The sequence below is a fragment of the Litoreibacter meonggei genome (assembly GCF_003663885.1).
Classification (GTDB): Bacteria; Pseudomonadota; Alphaproteobacteria; order Rhodobacterales; family Rhodobacteraceae; genus Litoreibacter; species Litoreibacter meonggei.
Map to the genome: position 1 here is coordinate 25,158 of NZ_RCCE01000011.1, position 24,376 is coordinate 49,533.

Annotated in this window: 10 protein-coding genes; 7 read left to right on the forward strand and 3 right to left on the reverse strand. The window is 55.8% G+C overall.

The annotated features are described in order from the left end of the window. Positions 1–185 precede the first annotated feature (185 nt). Together BCF46_RS19375 and BCF46_RS19380 are read right to left on the reverse strand one after the other, a co-directional pair. A complete protein-coding gene (locus tag BCF46_RS19375; protein WP_121028391.1) occupies positions 186–887 on the reverse strand; it encodes a histidine utilization transcriptional repressor HutC in 702 nt (233 codons plus the stop codon). Then, entirely contained in the window at positions 884–2,248 is a 1,365-nt protein-coding gene (locus BCF46_RS19380) for a formimidoylglutamate deiminase (protein ID WP_121028393.1), read from the reverse strand. Before BCF46_RS19380 ends, BCF46_RS19375 begins: the two co-directional genes overlap by 4 nt. 77 nt (positions 2,249–2,325) lie before the next feature. Here BCF46_RS19380 and hutI point away from each other — a divergent pair, with 77 nt between their 5' ends. The 5 genes from hutI to BCF46_RS19405 all read left to right on the forward strand — a co-directional run bounded on the left by hutI (position 2,326) and on the right by BCF46_RS19405 (position 8,879). Beyond that, complete coding sequence (hutI, locus tag BCF46_RS19385; RefSeq protein ID WP_121028395.1) at positions 2,326–3,519, forward strand: imidazolonepropionase; 1,194 nt, start codon at positions 2,326–2,328, stop codon at positions 3,517–3,519. After that, positions 3,516–5,057, forward strand: coding sequence for a histidine ammonia-lyase (gene hutH, locus BCF46_RS19390; RefSeq protein ID WP_121028397.1), 1,542 nt, complete (start codon positions 3,516–3,518; stop codon positions 5,055–5,057). Before hutI ends, hutH begins: the two co-directional genes overlap by 4 nt. Next, positions 5,054–5,854, forward strand: a complete 801-nt coding sequence (hutG, locus tag BCF46_RS19395) for an N-formylglutamate deformylase (protein WP_121028399.1) — start codon at positions 5,054–5,056, stop codon at positions 5,852–5,854. The genes hutH and hutG overlap by 4 nt, the downstream gene beginning before the upstream one ends. Beyond that, positions 5,851–7,521, forward strand: coding sequence for a urocanate hydratase (gene hutU, locus BCF46_RS19400; RefSeq protein WP_121028401.1), 1,671 nt, complete (start codon positions 5,851–5,853; stop codon positions 7,519–7,521). Before hutG ends, hutU begins: the two co-directional genes overlap by 4 nt. 401 nt (positions 7,522–7,922) lie before the next feature. Beyond that, positions 7,923–8,879: an SMP-30/gluconolactonase/LRE family protein gene (locus tag BCF46_RS19405; protein WP_211332853.1), complete on the forward strand. Its 957-nt coding sequence runs from the start codon at positions 7,923–7,925 to the stop codon at positions 8,877–8,879. A gap of 60 nt (positions 8,880–8,939) precedes the next feature. On the opposite strand, the gene BCF46_RS19410 is transcribed toward BCF46_RS19405, so the two are convergent. Beyond that, on the reverse strand, positions 8,940–10,298 hold the full coding sequence (locus BCF46_RS19410) for a BamA/TamA family outer membrane protein (protein WP_121028403.1): 1,359 nt from the start codon (positions 10,296–10,298) through the stop codon (positions 8,940–8,942). A 256-nt stretch (positions 10,299–10,554) separates the two neighbouring features. On the opposite strand from BCF46_RS19410, the gene BCF46_RS19415 reads away from it, so the two are divergent. Together BCF46_RS19415 and BCF46_RS19420 are read left to right on the forward strand one after the other, a co-directional pair. Continuing rightward, the gene (locus BCF46_RS19415) at positions 10,555–12,474 is read left to right on the forward strand and encodes a TolC family protein (protein WP_121028405.1); all 1,920 of its coding nucleotides are present in this window, start codon (positions 10,555–10,557) and stop codon (positions 12,472–12,474) included. 44 nt (positions 12,475–12,518) lie between these two features. Continuing rightward, positions 12,519–24,323, forward strand: a complete 11,805-nt coding sequence (locus BCF46_RS19420) for an isopeptide-forming domain-containing fimbrial protein (RefSeq protein WP_121028407.1) — start codon at positions 12,519–12,521, stop codon at positions 24,321–24,323. The last annotated feature ends 53 nt before the right edge of the window (positions 24,324–24,376 follow it).

Sequence of the window (24,376 nt, forward strand, 5' to 3'; positions counted from 1 at the left end):
AGGCGGTTGACTGCTGCGCCGATTCGCCTTTACCTAGTTTTGGACGCCAATTCCGGACGCGTCCCTGACCTTGGGCATAGTGATAAATTAGGTGTCGTGGACAGTTCGAGAGCCATGAATATATCAGGACAGTAGCCCAGTCAGCTTCAACGGATTACTGCGGATTTTGCCGGCGTGGTTGCGTCCTACAAAGCGGTGCGCAGCTGGTGTCCAGGGCCGAACAGGATACGAGCCTTCGTGACGGCCGCGCCCTGATCCCACGTTAAGCGATCAATCGTGAACAATGCGCTGTGCTCGGGGCAGTCCATTATGGCGCTGTCTTCTTCGCTTGCTGCTGTTGCCGAGAAGACAATCTCGCCATGTGTGTAGGGGGCGTGTTTCAACAACCATTCGTTAGCACTGACGTCTTGAAAGGTTTCGTCTTTGGCGGCTGGCACGACAGAGGTGTTGATCCAACGATCCTCCAACGCGTAGGGCGCGTCATCCGACATGTGTAGGGCGCGAATACTCAATAAAGGATCGTCGGCGTTGGTGTGCATGGCGGCGCTGACGGTGACCGGCGGTACGGTGGTTTGCCGGGCCATGAGCCGGTAGCTGTAGTTCTGCCCGCGCTCTTCGATTTCGGAGCGGATCACAGCGATATCCAGGATTGCTTTGGCCACGGGCTGGGCCGCGACGCGGGTGCCTGCCTTTCGGCGGCGATCCAGCAACCCACTGTCGGCGAGCGCGCGCAGCGCACGATTCACGGTCGTGCGGGCGCAACCGAATTCTAGGGCCAGGTCAGTTTCGTTTGGAATAAAATCGCCCGGCTTCCATTCGCGCGCATGGATACGGCGCAAAACTTCGCTCTGAACGCTTTGCCAGTTGCGAAAGGTGGGGGTGTTCATATGGCATCTTTCAGGGCGGTCAGCGTCTGTTTGTACGCGGCAACTATCTGCGGTCGCGCGGAATGCTTGCCTTCGGTTACCATATGGCGACCGGCAGACCAAACGTCACGGACAAGTCTGTCATCGCTGGCAAATATCCAAGCATCTAAGATCGCATCGCCGTGGCGGCCCCAGAGGTGTTCCGACATGGTATCCAGCGCCAGCATGTCAGCGAAGTAGCCTGTTTCAAGGCGACCTGTGTGACGCTGCGCCGCCTGCGCGCCGCCTTGCAGCATGCCGTCATACATGCGCCGACCGTTGGAGTGGTCGGGCGTCGCCAACGCCGCGCGCGTGCCGTCGCGCAGGCGTTGCGAATAGTCGAGCGTGCGCAACTCTTCTGCCAGCGAAATGCGAATGTTGCTGTCAGAGCCGATGGCGAACTTTCCGCCCTGACCCAACCAGTGGACGCCATCGAATATTCCGTCGCCAAGGTTGCTTTCGGTGATCGGACAAAGGCCTGCCACGACCCCGGAATGTGCCAGACGTATCGTTTCTGCCGGGGTCATTTGTGTGCAGTGAATTAGGCACCAGCGCCGGCTCAGCCCTATGTTGTCTAGCGCCCACTCAACGGGGCGGCCCCCCCAATGGCTGGCGACCTCTTCAACTTCGGCGGTCTGTTCTGCCAAGTGCATATGAATGGGGCCATTCGGAACAACGCTCGCATAGGTTCTCAAGTCCTCCATGCCGACTGCGCGCAGGGAGTGTGGGGCGACGCCGATGTTGGCGTCTTGGGGCAGGGGCGCTATCGCAGCGGTCGCGCCGTCGTGCAGGGTCAGGAAGCGATCACGCGAATTGCCGAACCTTACTTGTCCCGCAGTGAGAGCGCGCCCGTCGCAACCGCCAAATTCGTAGTGAACCGGCAGCAGGCAAAGCCCGATGCCCGACCGATCTGCTGCCGCCGCGACCCTGAACGATGTCTCTGCGATGTTGTCATAAGGCGCGCCCCCCGGTTGATGGTGCAGGTAGTGGAACTCGACGTTGGTGGCGAAGCCCGCCTCTAACATTTCCATCTGAACGAAGGCGGTGATGTTCTCGATGTGGTCAGGGGTCAGGCGATCTAGAAATCGGAACATCAATTGTCGCCAGGTCCAGAAGCTGTCGCTGGGATTGGGGCCTCGTGTTTCAGTAAGACCGGCCATGGCCCGTTGAAATGCATGACTGTGCACATTGACGGGCGCGGGAGCCAATAGCGGCACCTGAGTGCCGCAGGCCGGTGCGCCCGACTGCACGTTGCTGATCCGTCCTGCCACGTTGATGTCGATGCGGACATGACGTGCCCATCCTTGCGGCAGCAACGCAGTTTCGGCCCAGACTGTTGGCATTGTAGTCTCGCTTGACAGATTATTATGTATGCACATAAAAACATCAAGGATAAGTAATTGCAAGCGAGTCGATCTTCATGCTTTTGACCAACGCGCAGATCGTGACCCTTCAGCGAGACGATGATTTTGGCCTGATCGCGGATGGGGCTATCGCCCTTGATGGCGACCGGATTGGGTGGGTAGGGTCGGCGGGCGATGTGCCGGACGTTTACCGCACACACAAGATACGTGACCTTGGCGGGCGGCTAGTTACGCCAGCCCTGATCGACTGCCATAGCCACATTGTTTTCGGCGGCAATCGCGCGAGTGAGTTTGAACTGCGCCTGAACGGGGCCAGCTACGAAGAGGTTGCGCGAGCAGGGGGCGGGATCGTATCTACCGTGACCGCGACACGCGCCGCATCGACCGAAACCTTGTTGGCGGATGCGTTAACACGTGTCGATGCAATGATCGCCGAAGGCGTTACGATGATCGAGGTGAAATCCGGCTACGGGCTGGATTGCGACACCGAGTTGAAGATGCTGCGCGTGGCCCGTCAGATTGCGCGTGTGCGACCCGTCGACATCAAGACCAGCTTTCTGGGCGCGCACGCGATTCCGGCGGAATATATGGGCAAGGCTGACGCCTATATTGACGACGTGTGCATTCCGACTTTGCGGGCCGCACACGCAGAAGGGCTTGTCGATGCGGTTGACGGGTTTTGTGAGGGCATCGCGTTTGACGCCACACAGATTGCGCGGGTGTTTGATGTGGCGGTTGAGCTCGGCTTACCGGTGAAACTTCATGCCGAGCAGTTGTCCAACATTGGCGGTGCGCGCCTCGCGGCCAAATACGGCGCGTTGAGCGCGGATCATGTGGAATATGTGACGCTAGCGGACGCACAGGCCATGGGTGCGGCGAGTGTCATTGCAGTCGTGCTGCCCGGCGCGTTTTATACATTGCGCGAAACGCAGGTGCCGCCGATCCAGGCGTTTCGCGACAACGGTGTGGCCATGGCGCTGGCCACTGACTGCAATCCCGGATCATCACCGCTGGTGTCGCCGTTGCTGGCAATGAACATGGGCTGCACCTTGTTCCACATGACCCCGCTTGAAGCATTGCTGGGCGTGACCGCCCATGCCGCAGCCGCCCTTGGTGAGACGGATCGGGGCCGCATCGTCACCGGCGCGCGGGCAGATTTATGCGTCTGGCATGCCGGACATCCGGCGGAGTTGTCATATCGCATCGGGTTCAACCCGCTTCATTCTCGCATCTTCAGGGGGTCGATATGACTGTCATTCTAACCCCCGGTGCCGCGACGTTGGCACAACTGCACGACATATGGGCTGGCGGAAAAGCCGCCGTCCTACACCGGTCATCACACGCCGGAATTAAGGCTGCATCTGACCTCGTTGCCAAGGCAGCCCGTGGGGATGACGCGATTTACGGGATCAATACGGGATTTGGCAAACTGTCGAGCGTCAAAATCGCGGCCAAAGACGTCGAGAAATTGCAGCGCAACCTGATCTTGTCGCATTGTTGCGGTGTGGGTGACGCGCTGGACGGCGCGACAACCCGTCTGATGATGGCGCTGAAATTGCTGTCCTTGGGCCGAGGCGCGTCGGGGGTTGTGATGTCCACGATCGATATTTTGCAGGACATGTTGGCCACAGGCGTCACGCCCGTCATTCCCAGCCAGGGATCGGTGGGTGCGTCGGGCGATCTGGCTCCGCTGGCACATATGGCAGCAACGATGATCGGTGAGGGCGAGGCGACGTATAACGGTGTGCGCATGGCCTCGCGTGATGCCTTGGCCAAGGCAGGGCTGACGCCTATCAAGTTGGGTGCCAAGGAGGGCTTGGCGCTTATCAATGGCACGCAATTTTCGACCGCCTGTGCATTGGTCGGGCTTTGGGGGGCTTGGCGCAACGCCGCGACATCCGTGCTGACTTGTGCGCTGTCTACCGATGCGATCATGGGATCGACTGCGCCATTGCAAGATGCGATCCACACGCTGCGCGGGCATGCCGGGCAGATCGCGGTTGCCCGGGCACAACGTGCCTTGATGGAAGGGTCCGAAATCCGTGAGAGCCATGTGGACGGCGATACTCGCGTGCAAGATCCTTATTGTATCCGCTGCCAACCGCAAGTGACCGGCGCCGCGATGGACCTTTTGCGTTTCGCCGCCAATACATTGGAGGTTGAGGCAAATGCAGTTACCGACAATCCGCTAGTGTTGGTGGATGATGAACTGATCGTGTCTGGCGGCAATTTTCACGCCGAACCTGTGGGCTTTGCTGCTGATCAGATCGCAGTGGCAGTGTCCGAAATCGGCGCGATCGCGCAGCGTCGCGTAGCGTTGATGGTGGATCCCACGCTGAGTTTTGATCTGCCACCGTTCTTGACGCCGGATCCCGGACTCAACTCCGGACTGATGATTGCCGAGGTAACTACGGCGGCATTAATGAGCGAGAACAAACACCTAGCTAATCCGTGCACCACCGATAGCACGCCGACGTCGGCGAACCAAGAAGACCATGTGTCAATGGCGGCCCATGCTGCAAGGCGGTTGCTGCGGATGAACCAGAACCTGAACGTGATTTTAGGGGTCGAAGCGATGTGCGGTGTGCAGGGCATTGAATTCCGCGCACCCTTGAAAACCAGCGTGGCATTGAGCAATGCGATGGCCACCCTGCGCGCTGAAGTTCCCACGATTTTGAACGACCGGTACATGGCACCGTCTATTGAAGCCGCGGCGAAGCTGGTGGCGACGGGGGAGTTGGCTGCCTCGGTTGACTTGTCTGCGTTTGTCAAAGGTCAGGCGACGTGACCCCTGTCAGCGTCACCCAAGGGACCGGCCCAATCATATTGGGGGTGCCGCATGCTGGCACGTTTGTGCCGGATGATGTCGCAGTCAAATTGAATGACAGGGGCCGTAAGCTCGCGGATACGGACTGGCACATAGATCGCCTATACAACGGGTTGATAGAGCAGGTCACGACTGTCAAAGCCAACTTTCACCGCTACGTCATCGACGCCAATCGTGACCCTACGGGGACGAGTCTGTATCCGGGTCAGAATACAACCGGACTTGTGCCACTGACGGATTTCGAGGGTGTAGATATTTGGGACACGCCGCCAAACGAGGCGGAAGTTGAGCAGCGCCGTCAGGCATTCCATGCGCCCTATCATGCGGCGCTGACGGCCGAGATATCGCGGGTGCGCGCATCGCATGGCGTCGCGATTTTGTATGATTGTCATTCGATCCGGTCCAGCATTGCGTTCCTGTTTGAGGGCACGCTTCCGGATTTCAATATCGGCACAGACAACGGCACCACCTGCGCGCCGCAAACCGAAGCGGCGGTCGCGGATATATGCGCCGCAGCGGAGGGGTATTCTTGCGTGCTAAACGGTCGGTTTCGCGGTGGGTGGACAACGCGCCATTACGCCGCCCCCGCCTCAGGCGTTCAGTCGATCCAGATGGAACTGGCGCAATCGACATACCTCAAGGACGAGGCCGCGCCGTGGATTTATGACGCCGTCAAGGCGGCCCGTTTGCGAGGTCACCTCGCGTCAATTCTTTCGGCTTTGGCAGACCTGACCCCTACCTTCGGAGGTACACAATGACCCATTCCCGCCACAACACCCGTGACGTTTTCCCGCCAACAGGGAGTGAAATTACTGCCAAAAGCTGGCTGACCGAGGCCCCCATGCGGATGTTGATGAACAACCTGCATCCTGACGTCGCTGAGAACCCGCATGAACTGGTTGTCTATGGCGGCATCGGGCGCGCAGCGCGGACTTGGGAGGATTTTGACGCGATCGTGGCCGCCCTCAAGGACCTTGAAGACACACAAACCCTGTTGGTTCAGTCGGGCAAACCTGTCGGTGTATTCAATACACACAAGGATGCACCACGCGTGCTGATAGCGAATTCCAACATCGTTCCGCATTGGGCGACCTGGGAGCATTTCAACGAGCTCGATAGGAAAGGTCTGGCGATGTATGGTCAGATGACCGCCGGATCGTGGATTTACATCGGCACCCAAGGCATCGTGCAGGGCACCTATGAAACCTTCATGGAGGCGGGGCGACAGCATTATGATGGCAACTTGTCGGGACGCTGGATTTTGACGGGTGGTTTGGGCGGTATGGGCGGCGCGCAACCGCTGGCTGCTGTTATGGCGGGCGCGTGTTGTTTGGCTGTCGAGTGCGACGAGACCCGCGCCGATTTTCGTTTGCGCACGCGCTATGTGGACGAAAAGACTCATGATCTCGAGGAGGCGTTGGCCCTGATCGATACTTGGACCAAAGCAGGCGAGGCTAAGTCGGTGGCCCTGATTGGAAACGCCGCCGACGTCTTTCCCGAACTGGTAAAGCGCGGCGTGAAACCCGACATGGTCACTGACCAAACCTCTGCGCATGACCCGATCCACGGCTACTTACCGCAAGGTTGGAGCGTTGCAGAATGGCGCCAAAGGCAGGAAAGCGATCCCAAAGCGGTGGAAAAAGCAGCCCGCGCGTCGATGAAGGTTCAAGTCAAGGCGATGGTGGATTTCTGGGACGCAGGCGTTCCGACGCTTGATTACGGCAACAACATCCGACAGGTCGCGCTTGACGAAGGGCTGGATAACGCCTTTGCGTTTCCCGGTTTCGTGCCTGCCTACATCCGACCGCTGTTTTGCCGTGGCATAGGCCCATTCCGGTGGTGTGCTTTGTCGGGCGACCCTGAGGACATTTACAAAACGGATGCCAAAGTCAAAGAGCTGATCGACGATCCGCATCTGCACAATTGGCTGGACATGGCGCGTGAACGCATTGCGTTTCAAGGTCTGCCAGCGCGGATTTGCTGGGTCGGGCTGGGCCTGCGTGACAAGCTCGGTCTCGCATTCAATGAAATGGTGCGCACGGGCGAGCTTTCCGCTCCTGTGGTGATTGGCCGTGACCATCTGGATTCAGGCTCTGTCGCATCGCCAAATCGTGAAACAGAAGCGATGAAAGACGGATCGGATGCGGTGTCTGACTGGCCGTTGCTGAACGCGATGCTGAACGTTGCAGGAGGGGCCACATGGGTGTCTCTGCACCACGGAGGCGGTGTCGGCATGGGCTTTTCGCAACATTCGGGCATGGTTATTTGCTGCGATGGCACGGCAGATGCTGACAGGCGCATTGCCAATGTGTTGTGGAACGATCCCGCTACAGGTGTCATGCGCCACGCCGACGCGGGTTACGCCGAGGCGCTGGATTGCGCCCGTGAAAAAGGGCTGAACCTACCTGGGATTTTGCGCAAGTAAGCGGGTGTCTATTGTTTGAGACGCGATGTCAGACTTGCAAGCGCGCATCCGATTTGCCCGAGGCAACATGCTGTTCAGGCACTTAATGTTGCACCGATGAGATTCAGCTCTTAGCTCAAGTTCCGGAGCCCCACAGAGGCGCTAGTCGTGCCGCGAGAAACCGCGATGACCATACTGATGACCAAGTCTCGATACCGTCGATTAATGCCCTTTGACGCGCTGATGTGGACGCCGACTACACATGAACGCAACTGGCGCGATATAATTCCCGTTCGGTAAAATTGCGAACTGGTAATCGAGCCAATGCCCAAAGCTGCAATCGACCCAAACTTGTGGGGTTTCATACCAAGATGCTCGGGTAAGCAATTGGTAGGGCGGAGATTGCAAATAACTGCGGTCAAATGGTTAAAACTCAGCTAGAGTTTTTCGAGCCGGAAGTAGAAGCAAAGGAAATCCCCGTGTCATTCTTCGAAGTCCACGACCCTAGTTTCGCGAATTTTGTGATGGGCAACGCTCCCGTCAAGCAACTGGCCACCGGGTTCGATTGGGTCGAAGGGCCGGTTTGGTTTGGGGATGCCAATTGCTTGCTGTTCTCTGATATTCCTAACAACCGGATCATGCGATGGACCCCCGGAGACGGAATTTCGACCTATCGTGCACCGTCAAATTACACCAACGGTCACACTCGCGACCATCAAGGCCGGCTTATCAGTTGCGAACATGGCACGCGGCGCGTGACCCGCACGGAGCATAACGGGACCATAACCGTGATCGCAGATCACTTTGATGGAAAACGCTTGAACTCGCCCAATGACGTAGTGGTCAAATCGGATGGCTCGATTTGGTTCTCCGATCCGCACTATGGCATCATGACCAATTATGAGGGCTTCAAAGCCGAACAGGAATTGTCCTGCAACGTCTACCGCGTCGATCCCGGTACGGGCGCCGTGACTGAAGTTGTCTCGGACATGGCCTGCCCAAATGGACTGGCTTTTTCACCTGACGAAAGCGTGCTCTACGTGGCTGACACCGGTGCAATGTTTGACGAAGCGGCAGAGCGGCATATTCGCAGCTATGATGTGACTGGTGAAGCGGTCACGGGTGGGCGGCATTTCCATACGGTCAACGCGGGCATTTCTGATGGATTTCGCGTCGACACGGACGGGAATATCTGGTCCTCGGCCGCCGATGGCGTGCACTGCATTAGCCCGGAAGGAACACTTCTCGGAAAGATTCTTGTGCCAGAGTTGGTGTCGAATGTTTGCTTTGGCGGGCGGGCGAAGCACCAGTTGTTTATCACTGCAACCACCAGTGTTTATTCGGTGAGCTTGAACCGCACAGGCGCTCAACAACCCTGAGTATGGCGGTGAACCGCAGCGTCGTGTCCTAGGGCCTTTCGCAAGGTGTTCTGGAGTAAATTAGAACTCACTTCGGAACGTAAGGCCAAAGGCTTGAAGTTCATCGTATTGGCGAGCATTTTCGGCCAGAGCCAGATAAGCCTCGAACTTGCCAAGCTGGGTGTCGAGAGACATGCCGATACCTGCGGAAGTTCGGAAATTGCGATCGCTGTTCAGTGTGCCAGCAGGTGCAGTTGACGTATCAACACCCCATGCGCTGCCGATGTCGAAGAACGCGAAAGTTTCGATGCTGTCGCGATCCTTGAAAATTGGCACAAGAACATCGGTCCGCATAGCGGCGTAGTAGTCGCCGCCCAGCTCTGTGACCTGATCACCGCCGCCAACCGCACAGCCTGTGCAAACATCTCGTGGTGAAATCGTACCACGAGCAAAGCCTCTTAGTGAGGCGCCACCTAATGTAAAGCGTTCGCTGGCGCGTGGTTTGTCACCGCTCAAGCCCGTCACCGCACCAAATTCGACGCGCGTCCGGATTGCGAGGCCGCCCGGCGTCAGCGACTTCCGCGCAAAGAGCGACAGTTTACTGAGGGACAAGTCTGTGTCGCCGCCGAGGCCAGTGAAATCCTGATCAAACCGCACCGACCAGCTGTCTAGTACAGACTCTTCACCGCCCAGCAACGAAGAGCTGGTGGCAAGGCTAAAGCCAATGCCCGACGACGTCTTGCGTCCCGCCTCGGCGACTATGATGGGGGAGGCCGCCGCTGCGACGTTGGAAATGTCCTTGGAGGCCAATGTGTAGCGCAGTTCCAATGCGGCCTTCTGATTCAGATCAAAGACGACGTAGGGCTCAACTTTTGCCAAGGCGTAGTCGTAAGTCGTGTTGTCGTACTCGTAATTTTCGTATGCCAAACGCACTCCACCACGCACACCCTCCGACCAAAAATTCGTTGACCTGGCCTGAAAGCGCAGGGTTTGAGCTTCTTCCGCGACGACGAGGTTGCCGCGGAGCTCTAGGTCTTTGCCAAATGCATTGTCGAGCGCCAGCCCCGCTGCCCCGAAAAGCCCTGTATCGGAGTCAAAACCCAGCCCGAAGGTCAGGCCGCCGCTGTATTCAGGGGTTTCCTCGACCGTAACGATTAAGTTGTTTCCCGAAGACGTGATAACAACATTTTCGAACTCGCCTGTGTATTCAAGCGCCTCAACGGCAGCGAGCAAGTCTTCCTGCCCAAGCACGGTGCCAGTTTCAAGTCCAGACGTTGCGATGATATCGCCGTCCCGAAACCTTTTGTTGCCGTCTACTTGAATAGTGGTGAACACCCGCGGAGCCGGCGTGGTGGCGGATTGTTGCGCATAGCTTGGGGAAAGCGCCGCAGGCGATACGGCAAAGCCCAGTAGGGCTAATGTGCAAATGCGACGGATCATTGGATTTTCCCCTTAGAGATGACTGTGCAGTGCGATAACTCTAGCCCTATTGGCTTGGTAGGTGGATACTACGCAACAAAGAAAGTATAAACGGGGAAAATCAGCGTACTGTTGCACTGGCGCGCAAGAAAATTGCGTTTGGCAAAAATTCAATCTCGACGGTGTTGTTGCGTCCCGGTTTTTGAGTAAAAAGTGACCCAAAGAATGTGGTGGCAGCATTGATCAGAAATAAATTGAACCATGGAGCAGGGGCATAATGGCTAAGAGAATATTGTTCGGACTTACAGCGATTTTATCCCTTGGGGCATGTGCTGAAACACCACTTTTTCCGGGCAGAGGCGAGACGCCGTTGCCACGCGGGTTTTCCCCAAGTGTTGCAGAAGAAAAGGCAGCGAACCGCGATGGTGTGAACCTGACTTCCGAGCAAGCTCGCGCGCGTGTCGATGAATTTCGTGTGACCCGTGATTCCGCCAAAGAGCAATGGCCTGTCGACACGATCGGCTACAAGAGTTTTCGCAACCCCGGTCATCGCGCTGTGTATCTGCGACGCGCCCTTGGCCGCTATGCGCTGATCCAAGCGAAGGAAAAAGGGACGGGCGTTTCGCTCCAGAAGGTTCGTCAAGTCGCGCGGACATCAGCGCCGGGAACCGCGGGTGAATGGTGGGCCAGCTCTATCCACAAGACAGATCTTTCAAAAGGCGAGAGAAACCGCTCCATCTCGTTGCCGGATATCGTGAACTCAACAGTCAAGAACTCGCATCAGATTGCAGCCTTTGGCGACTTGCCTGCTATTCGCGGCACCGCCATTCAAGAAGCGCGGGGACGATTTGTCCCCGAGTTCTTCGCAGAAATTAGCAGGTCACGTGAAAATGACCGCGCGTCTAGCCCGGCAATCGCCGCAGGTGCTGCGCGTTCGATCACAGACGAGGATGAGGTCGAATTTGGCGTTCGCAGCCGATTGATCACAGGCGGCGAAATCTCGGTATCTCAACGGTTCACCTCCACTAACACAAATCGGACGAGCTATATTCCAGGTGAACAGACGGACTCGCGGACCACGATTGCGCTTGTGCAGCCGTTGCTGCGTGGTGGTGGAGTGATTCATAACGATGCGCCGCGTCGCATCGCAAACATGGACACGACAATCGCTGTGGAGGAGTTCCGTCGGCAAAGTGAATCGCACCTACTCGAAACAGAGCGTGCCTATTGGAACCTCTACGTAGCGCGCGCGGTATTTGTCCAGAAATCGCATCTGGCCGGGCATGGTCAGCGCTTGTCCAATCAAGTCCGCAATCGTGTTGATATCGATGCTGATCCGATCCTCGTCAGTCGCGCAGCCTCTCTTGCGGCGCAGTGGCGGGCAGATTCTGTTCGGGCGAAAGCTGCTGTCGACAATGCGGAGTTCCGGCTGGCGGCATTGGTCAATGACCCGCGTATGGGCCCCGGCAACGTAGAGTTGCTGCCTTCGTCGGCGCCGAATGGTGCATTGCGGGTTCTTGGAACCGAAGACACGATTGAAGAAATTTTCAAGAACCGCCCAGAGCTTCAGCAGGCCATCTTGCAATATGAGGCGGCGCTTCTGCGTGAGGGAGTTGCTGCAAACGAAAGCCTGCCGGAGTTGGATTTGGTGCTTGAAGCATCCGCTTCCGGTGGCACCAACGGGCGCAGCCTGTCAGGCGCTTTCAGCGATAGCGACAACGGGTACGGTCATTTGGTCGGTCTCAAGTTTTCGGTGCCGCTTGGCTTTGACGAGCGCGACGCACGTTACAAGCGCCGTCGGATTGAAACGGTGCAGCAAGAACGTCAGGTTCTGTCCGTAATCTCGACCATTCTGGCCGAGGTGGATGTATCTGCAAATGAGTACATCGTGGCGACGCAGGACTTGGTTGCTCAGAGAAGAGCGCAGCAGGCTGCGCAGCGTGATCTAAACACCTTGCGTAACCGATGGAACGAGGGTGTGAGCGGCGAAGGGATCGCGCTTCTTTCGGCGCTTCTTTCGAGCTATCAGCAGGTTCAATCAACCGAGCAAGCCGTGGCAACCGCGCGCGCTACCCGCGAGATTGCGGCGGCCAATTTGGCGCGTGCGCGCGGTGTGCTTCTGAAGCGTTGGGGATTCAAGACCGACATTCGCAAGGATGTACGGAACCAACCGACCTACAAACTCGCGCGCAAGTAATCGACGCAAGGCAAGCGTAGCCTACCCAAAAAGGAGCGGTCGCCGTGACTGTACTGCCAAAGTTTGAAGTGCTCGAGGATCGCATCGTTCTGGACGGTGATCCCGACGTCACGTTCACCACAACCGATCCGGATGAAGTGATTGAGCTGGGTGAACAAAACGTCGCATTCACGCTTACGTTTGACAATGAAGGTCCCGATTCAGGTTACGTCCCTTACGCAGAGATTATCATTCCGACCTCCGGCGGCGATGGGGAGGGCGACGGCCCCACCTTTGATAGCGCCACTTTTCTGGGTGCACCGATCGTCACGCACGAGATCGTCTTCGATGCGGCCGGCGAGGCTTTGCACCCGTTTTTGCTGGATGCGATGGGCGACCCGTTTGTCGTAACAGGTGGCGCGGAAAACGATACGTTGGTTGTTTTTGAACTGCCATATGGCTCCTTTTCGCCGGGCAACCCGGCAGTCGACATTGATGTGATTATTGATTTCTCAGATCAGGAAGATTTGGGATCAATGCCAACATTTGGTGTTCTTGGTGGGTTTGCGTTAGGGTCCGATCCGCTCGATAACCCGCTGGTTGACGCCCCAATTCGCGAAACTATGGCCTCTACGACGGTTCAGCCAGAGCTGTTCGAAGTGACCAAAGTGAACACGGCTCCAGAGACCGAGGCATCGACTGGTCCGAACTACGTCTATCAATATGTGCTGACAATCGATGTGGCACCGGGCCAAACGCTGACCGACTTTACGCTGACCGACACTTTACCTCCGGAGCTTGTTTACTTGGGCAATCCGGTGATTTCTGGCGGAACTGTAAACACGATTACGGAACCTCCGGTCGGTGTGCAGGTGGCTGCGCCGAATAATACCTTGGAAGTGTTGTTTTACAGTGTTTCAGATCTTGTGACGGTCACGTTTGACTACTACGTCAGCAATGATCCGTCGAACACGGCAACGCCAACGAATGACGAGACCACTGGCGTTGATGCGCCGGTCACCAACAATGTAACGGGCTCCGGCACGTGGGATCCGCTTGATAGTGACGATGCTTCGATCGCGGTGATGGATACAGCAGTCGACACATTACAAGCGTCCACGCTGTCGATTCAGAAAAGCAATGCTTTGGTGGCGGACAATCAGGCTTTGGGTTTGGTCACTCCGGATGATGTTTACCAGTTCACGCTTGAAATCCAAGTGTCCGACTACTTCACTATGGGTGACCTGGTTGTCGAGGATATATTAGGAGACGCTTGGACTTATGTGGCAAACTCCGGTGAATTCACAACGGTTGAAGAAGTTGGTGGGATTGCGACGGATACGTCATTTGGCGTAAATGAGTCTAATAGTTTCAACGGAACCACCGGCGAGACGACAGTTACATTTGATCTGTCTAACGCGATGATCGCAGCGGGTTCCGACGGACTTTTGACCGGTGACATCGCTGGCGACGGGACACAGAGCGGGTCACAGACGACGGTGACGATCACCTATCTTGCGACCATCGCAGATGCTTATACGAACAGCGGTGTTTCTGGCCTCAATCAATTGAGCCAAGGCGATTTTATCGAGAATACTGTTACCGTTACGGCAGACGTGCGCGACAATGCCGACCCCACCACCCGAACAAATGTCGCGCTAACAGACGTCAGCGAAAGCTCGGTTCAATTGGCGGTAGGCGCGATCCGTGAAAAGTCTGTCTATGCACTAAATGGTAACGACAACCCGCCAGCGGATGTTGTGATTGCGGCGGGGGACACCGTCACGTTCTCGATCATCTATGATGCACCGCTCGGGGCGTTTGAAGATTTCCGTTTGGTCGACAACTTGCCCCAACTTGTGTTCGACGCCACAGAAATTGACAACATGTCTTTTGATGCTGCTTCAGGGCAGCCTCCGCTTGCTGGTGTGGTTACATATGGTCCGGGAACGTCCTCCGACTTGAGTGCAATCGTACCAACAATCTCGACCGTGGCTTCGGATAACCAGATAGATTTTGAGTTCGGCAGTTTCACTTTGGCTGAGCGCGGCCCGCTGGTGATTGAACTTTTGTTCACGGTAACTGTTCAGGACGCTATTTTTGCGCCTGATTTGTTGTTGACGAACCAAGCGACAGGCTACGAATACAACTCCTTTGGCGACGAAACCGAAACCACAGCTATTGCCAACTTTGAGTATGCGGAACCTGATCTGAATATCACCAAAGGGGTCTTAGCGACTGATGGCGCGGACCCTGATACGTCGATTGTCAACGGACCGACGGGGTTGAGCGGGGTTACCATTCCCGATGCGACGGTGCCACGTTTTTCTGGAACGGTCACATCGGACGGTCTGGCTCTTGCGTCTGTTGATGCCAATGTTGAGAACGTCAATGCGGGTGACATCGTTACGTTTGGCGTTGTTTTGGAAAACACGGGCCGCGCGCCGAACGGTGCTTTCAACATTACTGTGCAAGATACCCTTCCCGCCGGGTTTGTCGAGCCCACAGGCGGTTACAACCTGTCCATTACAGATGGTGCTGGGAATGCGATTAGTTTCACGCGAGCGGATGGTAGCCCCGCGACGGATGCAGATTTCTTTGATCCTGCCCAAGGACTCTTGTTGGTAGATGATGGACCGCTCGAGGGCGCGATTTCGGCATTTAATGCTACGTCGGGCGAGAACGTCATAGTCATCACCTATGACTTGTTGGTTGATGCGGTCGTGACCCCTGACGAACGGATCACAAATACTGCCGGCATAGCCAGTTACAATGCTTTTGAAGGCAATGGGTTGCCATTTGACGTGAACGGACCCGTAAACCGTGTGGTCGACCCGATCCAAGACGATGCCTTTGCCACGACTGAATCCATCGAGATTTCCAAAACACTCGAGGCGCGGCAATTTGACGGCAATACCATGCGACGTGGCGGCAATGAGGTGGCAATTGGGGAAAACTTCACCTTCATCATTCGCGTAGATGTCCCTGAAGGCGTTATGTACGATACGGTCATCTCGGACAGCGTGATCTTTGGTGGCTTGACGATCTATGATGCAGAGATCGTCACCTTAGGTAGCGCCACCGATATGAATATGACCAACACCGGCCTTTTGGCGGTGGGTGATACCGCGACTGTTTCGGGTAATGCTTTTTCTTTTGACTTCGATACGCTGACGAATGCCGGGGACAACAATCCCAACAACGATTTCATTGAAATTCGCGTTTTTGCCCGCGCAGAAGACGCCAATATCGGGACGCCCGGCACTAATGAGTTACTTCGAAATCGAGCGTCGATCACATTTGAAAACGCCTCTGGCGATGAAACGAGAGTTCGCGACAATGCCAGTGTTCGCGTCTCCACGCCCAATGTCTCACTCGACAAATCCGCCAGCCCCGCGATTGTGGATGCAGGTGGAGTCGTCAACTATTCCGTAGATATCACAAATCCTGCGCGCTTCCGCGACGCGCCCGCGTTTGATCTGACACTCAGCGATACACTTGACCCTGAGTTGACATTGAACACGGCCAGCATTCAGTTGCTTGTTAACGGAACGCCAACTGCTTTTGATGGCACTAACTACGCTTTGACAACGAGTGTCGGGGGCAACGCAAACGCGTTCGAGATTTTCATTGATCGTTTGAACCAAAATGACTCGGTGCGGGTCGTCTATAACGGCACCGTCGATAGTGATGTTGCCGCAGGATTAACCTTGCCCAACACAGCCGATCTGGTTTTCGATACAACCCCAGAGGACGACAGCGGTGCCGACGGCGATGACCGTGAGTATTCCCTGAGTGACACCGAACAAGTTATCACGCGTGCGCCCGACATCGCCAAATCGGTGGTTAGCGGCAGCACGAGCTACGCCGAAACATCGGGTACGGATCTTGGGATCGGTGAGCTGGTCACATATGAATTCGTCCTGACAATCCCAGACGGCTCCATCGCCGATGTGGTTTTGATTGATACGCTGCCAGCGGGTATGGAATACGTCTCATCTACCGTTGTTTCGCTAGGGTCCGATATTTCTGGCTCTCTTTTAAGTGTTGCCGACAGCGGAGCCAACGCTGGGGGCGCTGATACGACCTTCGACTTCGGTCCATTGGTCAACCTCGTTGATTTGGACAGTAGCGCAACCGATGTGAACGATCAGATTGTCGTGCGATTGACGGCCCGGCTGACCGCTGATCCTCTCGTAGATACAGCGGACAGTATGACCAATGTAGGCGTATTGAGCTTTACAAACGGGAACGGTGGAACGTCGTCGGTGCAAGATGATGCAGTTGTCGAGGTTGTTGAGCCTGATCTCAGCATCGACAAATCTGTAACGCCATCGACAGCCGATGCGGGTGATGTTGTCGCCTATCAAGTGACGGTCACCAACGACGGTGACGGGCCAGCTTACGACATGATCGTCAACGATGATGGGGCTGGGGGCGAGGTTGTTGCCATCCCTGTTTCACTCGACATTGCGTTGTTCGAAGCGAACGGCACCACACCATATACACCGGCGGAAGCGCCTTTCGGCTCCGTCAACGCAGCAGGTGAGTTGCAAGTGGTAATTCCTGATCTGCCGGCAGGCTACATTGCCGTCATCAGTTATAACGCGACGGTGCAGGACAGCGCTTTGTTCAGCTCGACTTACACCAATACTGCCGAAGTGGCACGCTATGACAGCAATCCGGCGGGTACCGAGATCATCGATCCGGTGAACCCAGAGGAAGAGCGCACTTACACCGGCCCGACCACAACGGCGGATATCACAACTCCGGATGCTAGCTTGGATAAGTCGTTCGAAGGCAGCGGCGACGCAAATACAGCGGGTGCCAACCTAAATGTCGGGGAAGAGGTCAGCTACCTTCTGACAATTACTGTCCCGGAAGGCACCGCCGATATTACCTTGACTGATAACCTGACTGCCGGACTTCTAGCGCAATCTGCGGAGATTGTGACGTTCACGGGTGTGTCGCTCAACGGCGTTACTGCGGGCGATACCCAAACCAACCCTTTCATCAACATCAGCGGGAGTCGTGATCAAGTCGAATTTGACTTTGGCACAATCGTAATTGCTGGTGACAACGATGCAGCCGTGACCGACACCACCATTGTTGTTCGTGTAACGTCGATTGTAGATGACGTCGCCGCTGCGAGTGCAGGGATGACGTTGACCAATACGGCAACGCTTCAGGTCCTAGATCCGCTGAGTTTGACGCCTTTGCAAAGTCCTGTTGTCGCCACCGAAGATGTCACTGTCGTGGAACCCGATCTGGAGATCGTCAAGTCAGGCGAAGTGGGTGGTGATCCGGGGCAGATCGTCGACTATTCCATTACTGTCACGAATAACGGAACTGGCCCTGCTTACGACATCGACGTAACTGATACGTTCAGTGACGCGTTCCTGACCTATCAAACGGGGTCGGTTGTTTCGACGCTTGCTGGCACGTTGGTTGAGCCGGCACCAGGTCAGATGGATGGCTTCCAGTATCAAATCGCTGGGCCGATCTTACCAGGTGACACCGTTACGATCACCTTCAGCGCCCTGATAGAGCTCAATGCGCCTGATGCGCAATCCTTCATTAATACGGCTCAGGTGGATTACGACAGTGCGCCGGGTGATCCCGTTGATGCGGATGGCAACCCGACGGGCCGTGACGGGACCGACGATGACGATCATACCATTGCGACAGTCCCACGCATCACCAAGACGCCGTTTACGTCAAACTTTGCCGAGACAGATAGTGAGCTTGGTTCGAGTCCGTTTGACTTAGCCATAGGCGAGGAAGTGACTTTCCGCTTCGAGATCACCTTGCCGGAGATTAACCTTGATAGCGTGATAGCGTCTGATTTGCTGCCCGATGGCATGGAGTTCTTGTCAGCGAACGTCGTTGACGTAAATGGAACCGGCGCGAGCGGCACTGTCACCGCGACGCCTGACGTCGGCAACCCGCAATTGATTGCGCTGGACTTTGGGGCAATGAACAACGCGTCTGACGGTTCTATCGGGCCGGATGATGTATTGGTGTTTGAAGTTGTCGCACGTGTCACTGAAGGCGGGATACCTAGTGCCGGTGACGTCTTGACCAACACGGTTTCCCTGTTCGTTGATCCTGTCGGTGATGCACCGTTTGCTATCCAGACAACGACAGCCGAAGTGCGCGTTGTTGAACCCGAAATGAGCATTGCAAAGACGGGGCCGGTCGCCATGGACCCGGGTGGACCTGCGGAAGGCTTCACAATTGTCGCGACCAATGACGGTGCGACAGGGGCAGAGGGCCCAGCATACGATGTTGTCATCTCGGATGCGTTGCCAGCTGGCATGACGCTGGAGACGACATCATTTGTTATCACCGATGGTGCAGGCAACGCTCTTACACCCGTTAGCGTGACAACTACTGCGACTGGTTTTGACGTCAGCTTCGCCGTTTTGCTGCCCGGAGAGTCAATTCAGATCGACTACCTTGCTTCTTTGGATGCAGGGGCAACACCTCTGACTACATTCGAGAATACGGCTTCGGCAGAATATGACAGCGCACCTGGTGAGGTGCTGGACGGCATGGGTAACCCGATCGAGCAAACATACGCGCCAGTTACTGACACGCATGTGATCGCTACTCTGCCAACTCTGGATAAGACCACGATTGGGTCTGAACACAATGAGACGGTTGAAGATGCCGACGGTGATTTGATCCAAGATCTGGCCATAGGCGAGACCGTGACGTATGAGCTGGTTTTGACACTGCCCGAGATATCGATGGATAGTGTGGTTCTGACAGACCTGCTACCAGCAGGCCTGAGCTTTGTGTCCGCTGAAGTGACCGAGATAGGTAGCTTTATCACGGTTGGGGGCGACACAGTTCCTGCTAATATTAATGCTGCTGCCACCTTTGCTGAAGCAGGTCAGCTTCTGACCGTTACCTTAGGTGACGTGTTGAATAGCGATACCGATGAGACCGGAACGCGTGCCAATGACGCGATTGTTGTTCAAATCGTAGCGCGGGTGGAGGATGTTGTTGGAAATGTCGGCGCACTGCCAAATACGCAACTGACCAACACCGCAGGTCTTACAATCACCCCAGACGGCGAGGCGGCGCTTTCGCCAGTGACAGACACGTCGACGGTTGAAATCGTTGAACCAAATCTAGTCTTGGAAAAGACCGGCGATGTCGCGGCGAATCCCGGCGACACAGTCAACTATCAGATTGAAATCGAGAATACGGGTACTGGACCTGCTTTCGATCTCATCATCGCAGACGCATTCGCCGATCCCAATCTGTCGCTCGTATCTGGCAGCGTCATGTTTAGCTTTGGCGGCTTTACGCAGGCTGACGTGACGATCACTGAAACCGCAAATGGTTTCACATTTGAGTTGGATGACAACGGCACAGGTAATCCAATTCCGGTCAATCCGGGTGATACTTTGACTATCACCTACCAAGCTGTTCTGGACATCAACGCCCCTAGCGCACAGACCTTTATCAACACCGCGACTGTGGATTACGACAGTCTTCCGGGCGATCCGGTGGACGACATGGGCAACCCGGTTGATGACCGCGATTATATGACGGGCGACGACAACTCTGTCGCAACGGTGCCGTTCCTGAACAAAACTCCGACCGCTTCAAGCTTTTCCGAGACGGATAGCGTGCTTGGTTCCGATCCGTTTGACCTCGCGATTGGCGAAGAGGTGACGTACACCTACCAACTGTATTTGCCTGAAATCGATATGGATACGGTTCTGTTCACCGACAATTTGCCAAATGGCATGGATTTTGTGAGCTTTAACGTCGTGTCCTACGGTGCGGGGCTGACTGATCTGTCGGGCGGTGCGTTGGGTATCCCTGTGCTGTCGCTGACAGGAAATGACTTCGAGCTTAATTTCGGGGACGTTCGCAACCCGGCAGACGCGCCGCCAAGTATTGGCGCGGACGACATCATAACGCTTGAGGTTGTCGCCCGAGTGAACTCGAATATGTCTGCCGGTGACACGCTCACCAACACGGCGACGCTTGAAGTTGACACGACAGGTGGCCCTGCTTTGACGCCATCCATAGCGACAGCAGATGTGCGCGTCGTCGAACCCGAGCTGACGATTGACAAGACAGGTCGGGTTGCGCTCGATCCGGGCGATACGGGAACGTTTGTCATTGCTGTCGACAATGTTGGCCCAGGGGCCATTCCCGATGCGACCGGCCCCGCATATGACGTCGCCATCACCGATACATTGCCTGCGGATATGACCCTTGATGCCGGTGCAATCTCCATCACGTTAAACGGTGTTGCTTATACGCCCGGCGCGGGTGAACTGGTCACAAGCGCCAATAGCTTTACGCTGAATATTGACGTTCTGATGCCGCAAGATGCTGTTGTGATTACGTATAATGCGCAGCTATCGGCGAGCGCTGCGGCGCTGGACACGTTCACCAACACAGTCTCCGCAGCGTATGATAGCGCACCGGGAGATCCGGTCGATAGTGGCGGTAATCCTGTTGAGGAAACTTACACGCCAGTGGTTGCCGAGCATACTGTCGCGACGCGTCCTACCTTGGACAAGACGACCATTGCGTCCGAACACGCACAGACACCGGAAGACAATGACGCTGACCTGGTGCAAGACCTCGCCATCGGCGAGACCGTCACATATGAGCTTGTCCTGACCTTGCCAGAAATCACGATGGACAGCGTAGTGCTGACCGATCTTCTGCCAGCTGGTTTGACCTTCGTTTCTGCTGAAATTACCGAACTCGGCAGTGCCATCACGGTGGATGGCAGCGATGTGCTGGCCACGGTGAACGGCAGTGCAAGTTTTGTCGACGCGGGCCAACTCCTGACCATAACGTTAGGCGATGTGATCAACAGTGACACTGATGGCACGGGTACGCGCGCCAACGATGCGATCGTCGTTCAAGTAGTTGCCCGCGTTGATGACATCGCGGCAAACACGGGTATCTTGCCGAATACGCAGCTGACCAACCGGGCGGGTCTAACCGTCACACCCGGTGGCGAGGGGCCGCTGGACGAGGTCGTCGACACGGCAGACGTGGAGATTGTCGAACCGATGCTGACGCTCGACAAAACCGGTGATGTTGCGGTCAACCTTGGTGACACCGTCAACTATCAGATTGCGATTGAGAACACTGGCACCGGCCCTGCCTTCGATCTGTTGATTGCGGATACCTTTGGCAATCCCAATCTGTCCCTCGTACCGGGCAGCGTGATGTTCTCCTTCGGGGGCTTTAGCCAAGCTGACGTTGTGATCACAGAGACGGCGGGCGGGTTCTCGTTCTCAATGGTGGAGAGTGGGTCCGGCGATCCGATTCCAGTCAATGCGGGCGACACACTGATTATCACCTATCAGGCCGTTCTGGACGCAAACGCACCTAGTGCGCAAACCTTCCCGAACACCGCCACAGTTGACTATGACAGCCTGCCCGGTGATCCACTGGATGATATGGGCAACCCCGTTGACGACCGTGATTATAACACATCGGATGATCACTCGGTAGCAACTGAGCCTTTCCTGACAAAAACGCCAATAGCATCCTCTTTCACTGAAACAGACAGTACTGCAGGTTCTACCCCGTTCGATTTGGCAATTGGCGAAGAGGTCATATACACTTACTCTCTCTACTTGCCTGAGATCGACATGGAGTCCGTGATTTTCACAGACAACCTGCCGACTGGCATGGATTTCGTTAGTTTCGATAATGTTGCCTTCGGCGCCGGGTTGGTCGATCTGGCTGGTGCCGCCTTGGGAACGCCGAGCTTCACACTAACCGGTGCTAACGACTTCACCCTTGATTTTGGTGACATCCGCAACCCTCAGGACACATCGCCAGCAACGATAGGCCCCGACGACGTGATCACCTTCACTGTGACAGGACGGGTGAATAGTGACATGGGCGCAGGCTCAACTTTGACCAACACGGCAACGCTGACCGTTGATCCCGATGGCGCAACACCCGCGCTCAACACGGCAACGGTTGACGCTGATGTCCGCGTGGTCGAACCAGAACTGTCCATCGATAAAACTGGCCCGCTTGCTGTCGATCCAGGAGACGTTGGTAACTTCGCGATCAATGTGACCAACACCGGCCCTGGTATTGTGCCGTCGGCGACCGGTCCGGCATATGATGTTGTGGTTTCGGACGTGCTTCCGACAGAGTTCACGTTGAACACCGGTTCAATCAGTATCACCTTGAATGGAGCGCCCTACACGCCTGGTGCAGGTGAGCTGGTTGCGACGAGCACTGGGTTCACCCTAAATGTTGCGGTCCTTATGCCTGACGATGTTTTGGTCATTGATTATGCAGCCACACTTGATGCCAATACGCCGCCTTTAACGTCTGTCTTTAACACGGCAACGGCGGCGTACGATTCTGCACCCGGAAATGATCCGAACCAAAAAACCTACACACCCGTGACCGATGATCATCGCGTGTCCAGCAACCCGACGCTGACAAAGAACGATATAGCATCCGGATTTGTGGAAACTCCGGAGGACGGCGACGGCGATAATGTTCGCGGTTTGGCGATTGGTGAAACTGTTACCTATCAGCTTGTTCTGACACTGCCGGAAATCTCTATGGATACGGTTGTCCTGACGGATTTGCTCCCCGCGGGTCTGGATTTCGTGTCTGCTACGGTGACGCAGGTTGGTAGCGAGATCGCTATTAACGGCGGCACGACCGTCAGTAACTCGGGTCAATTGCTGACCGTAACATTCGACAATCTCGTCAACACCTATGTCAACGGAACGATTACCGAAGCAGAGGATGCAATTGTCGTAGAAGTAGTAGCTCGCGCGGCAAATGTCGCGGCGAATGTGCAAGATGTTCAATTGACCAATACTGCGGGCCTAAGCGTCACCCCCGCAGGGGAAGCACCGCTTGATCAGTTGATCGACACGTCAACAGTCGAAATTATTGAGCCATCACTGACGATCGATAAGTCAACGACAACGATCAAGCCGTTTCTTGGTGACACAATCGTTTATACAGTGGTGATCAGCAACGAGGCGTCTGCCACGTCTCCGGCGTTCAACACTGTCGTCACTGATGCACTGCCCGGTGATCTGGAACTGACGGGCGTGATTTCATTGTCCGACCCGGCCTTGGGTTCCGTCTCCCCTAACTCAATCGCGGGTGCGACAACCCTGATTATCAATATTCCGGTTCTACAGCCCGGAGAAAGCCTTACCATCGAGTATGAGGCCTTTGTTGGCTTCACTACAAATGTGTTGAATGACATCACCAACGTCGCCACCGGCGTGGGCGGGTCCACACCAATTGTGAATGATCCTAATGGTCGACCTGACAGTGTCACCGACAATGCAATAATCGTGCCGCAGCCCACGCCAGTCGATGATGAAGCTGATCGGCCACGTGCAATTGATGGCATTGACGATGCGCAGTTCTTACCGATCCTGTTGATCGATCCGATTTTCACAGGCACCGCTGAGCCGGGTTCGAACGTGACCATCAACCTCTTTGGTCAAGATGGTCGATTGGACTACGTCCGGAATATCGTCGCTGACGCGGGCGGACACTGGATAGCGATTTTCCCGCGGGTCGAACTGGATCAACCAGAAGATGACTTTTACGAGTTTAACCAACGCTCTGTGCTTTTTGACGCGCCGGTGAAGTTGATTGATGAAGCTCGGTTTTCCAGCATGAACCTGAGAACCGAGGCACGCGAGCTTTCGACCGGAGCATCCTTGGATGATGAGGCTTATACGCTTGGTGTAAATGTCGATCGACCTTCAACGCTTCCGCAAGATGCCGGAATTTTCAACACCCGCACTTACTTTGCGCCTGCCCATATTGGCGAGTGTCTGACGTCAGCGCCTATGGGTCCAACTAGGGCAATTTGATAAGAGAGGGTTGTTGGCTCATCGTAACCACTGAGGAGTGGAAGATGAGACAG

Coding starts and splice junctions, on each gene's coding strand:
- BCF46_RS19380 (WP_121028393.1), bottom strand. CDS start 2,248: ATGCCAACAGTCTGGGCCGAAACTGCGTTGCTGCCGCAAGGATGGGCA.
- hutU (WP_121028401.1), top strand. CDS start 5,851: ATGACCCATTCCCGCCACAACACCCGTGACGTTTTCCCGCCAACAGGG.
- hutH (WP_121028397.1), top strand. CDS start 3,516: ATGACTGTCATTCTAACCCCCGGTGCCGCGACGTTGGCACAACTGCAC.
- BCF46_RS19410 (WP_121028403.1), bottom strand. CDS start 10,298: ATGATCCGTCGCATTTGCACATTAGCCCTACTGGGCTTTGCCGTATCG.
- hutI (WP_121028395.1), top strand. CDS start 2,326: ATGCTTTTGACCAACGCGCAGATCGTGACCCTTCAGCGAGACGATGAT.
- BCF46_RS19375 (WP_121028391.1), bottom strand. CDS start 887: ATGAACACCCCCACCTTTCGCAACTGGCAAAGCGTTCAGAGCGAAGTT.
- BCF46_RS19405 (WP_211332853.1), top strand. CDS start 7,923: ATGGTTAAAACTCAGCTAGAGTTTTTCGAGCCGGAAGTAGAAGCAAAG.
- BCF46_RS19415 (WP_121028405.1), top strand. CDS start 10,555: ATGGCTAAGAGAATATTGTTCGGACTTACAGCGATTTTATCCCTTGGG.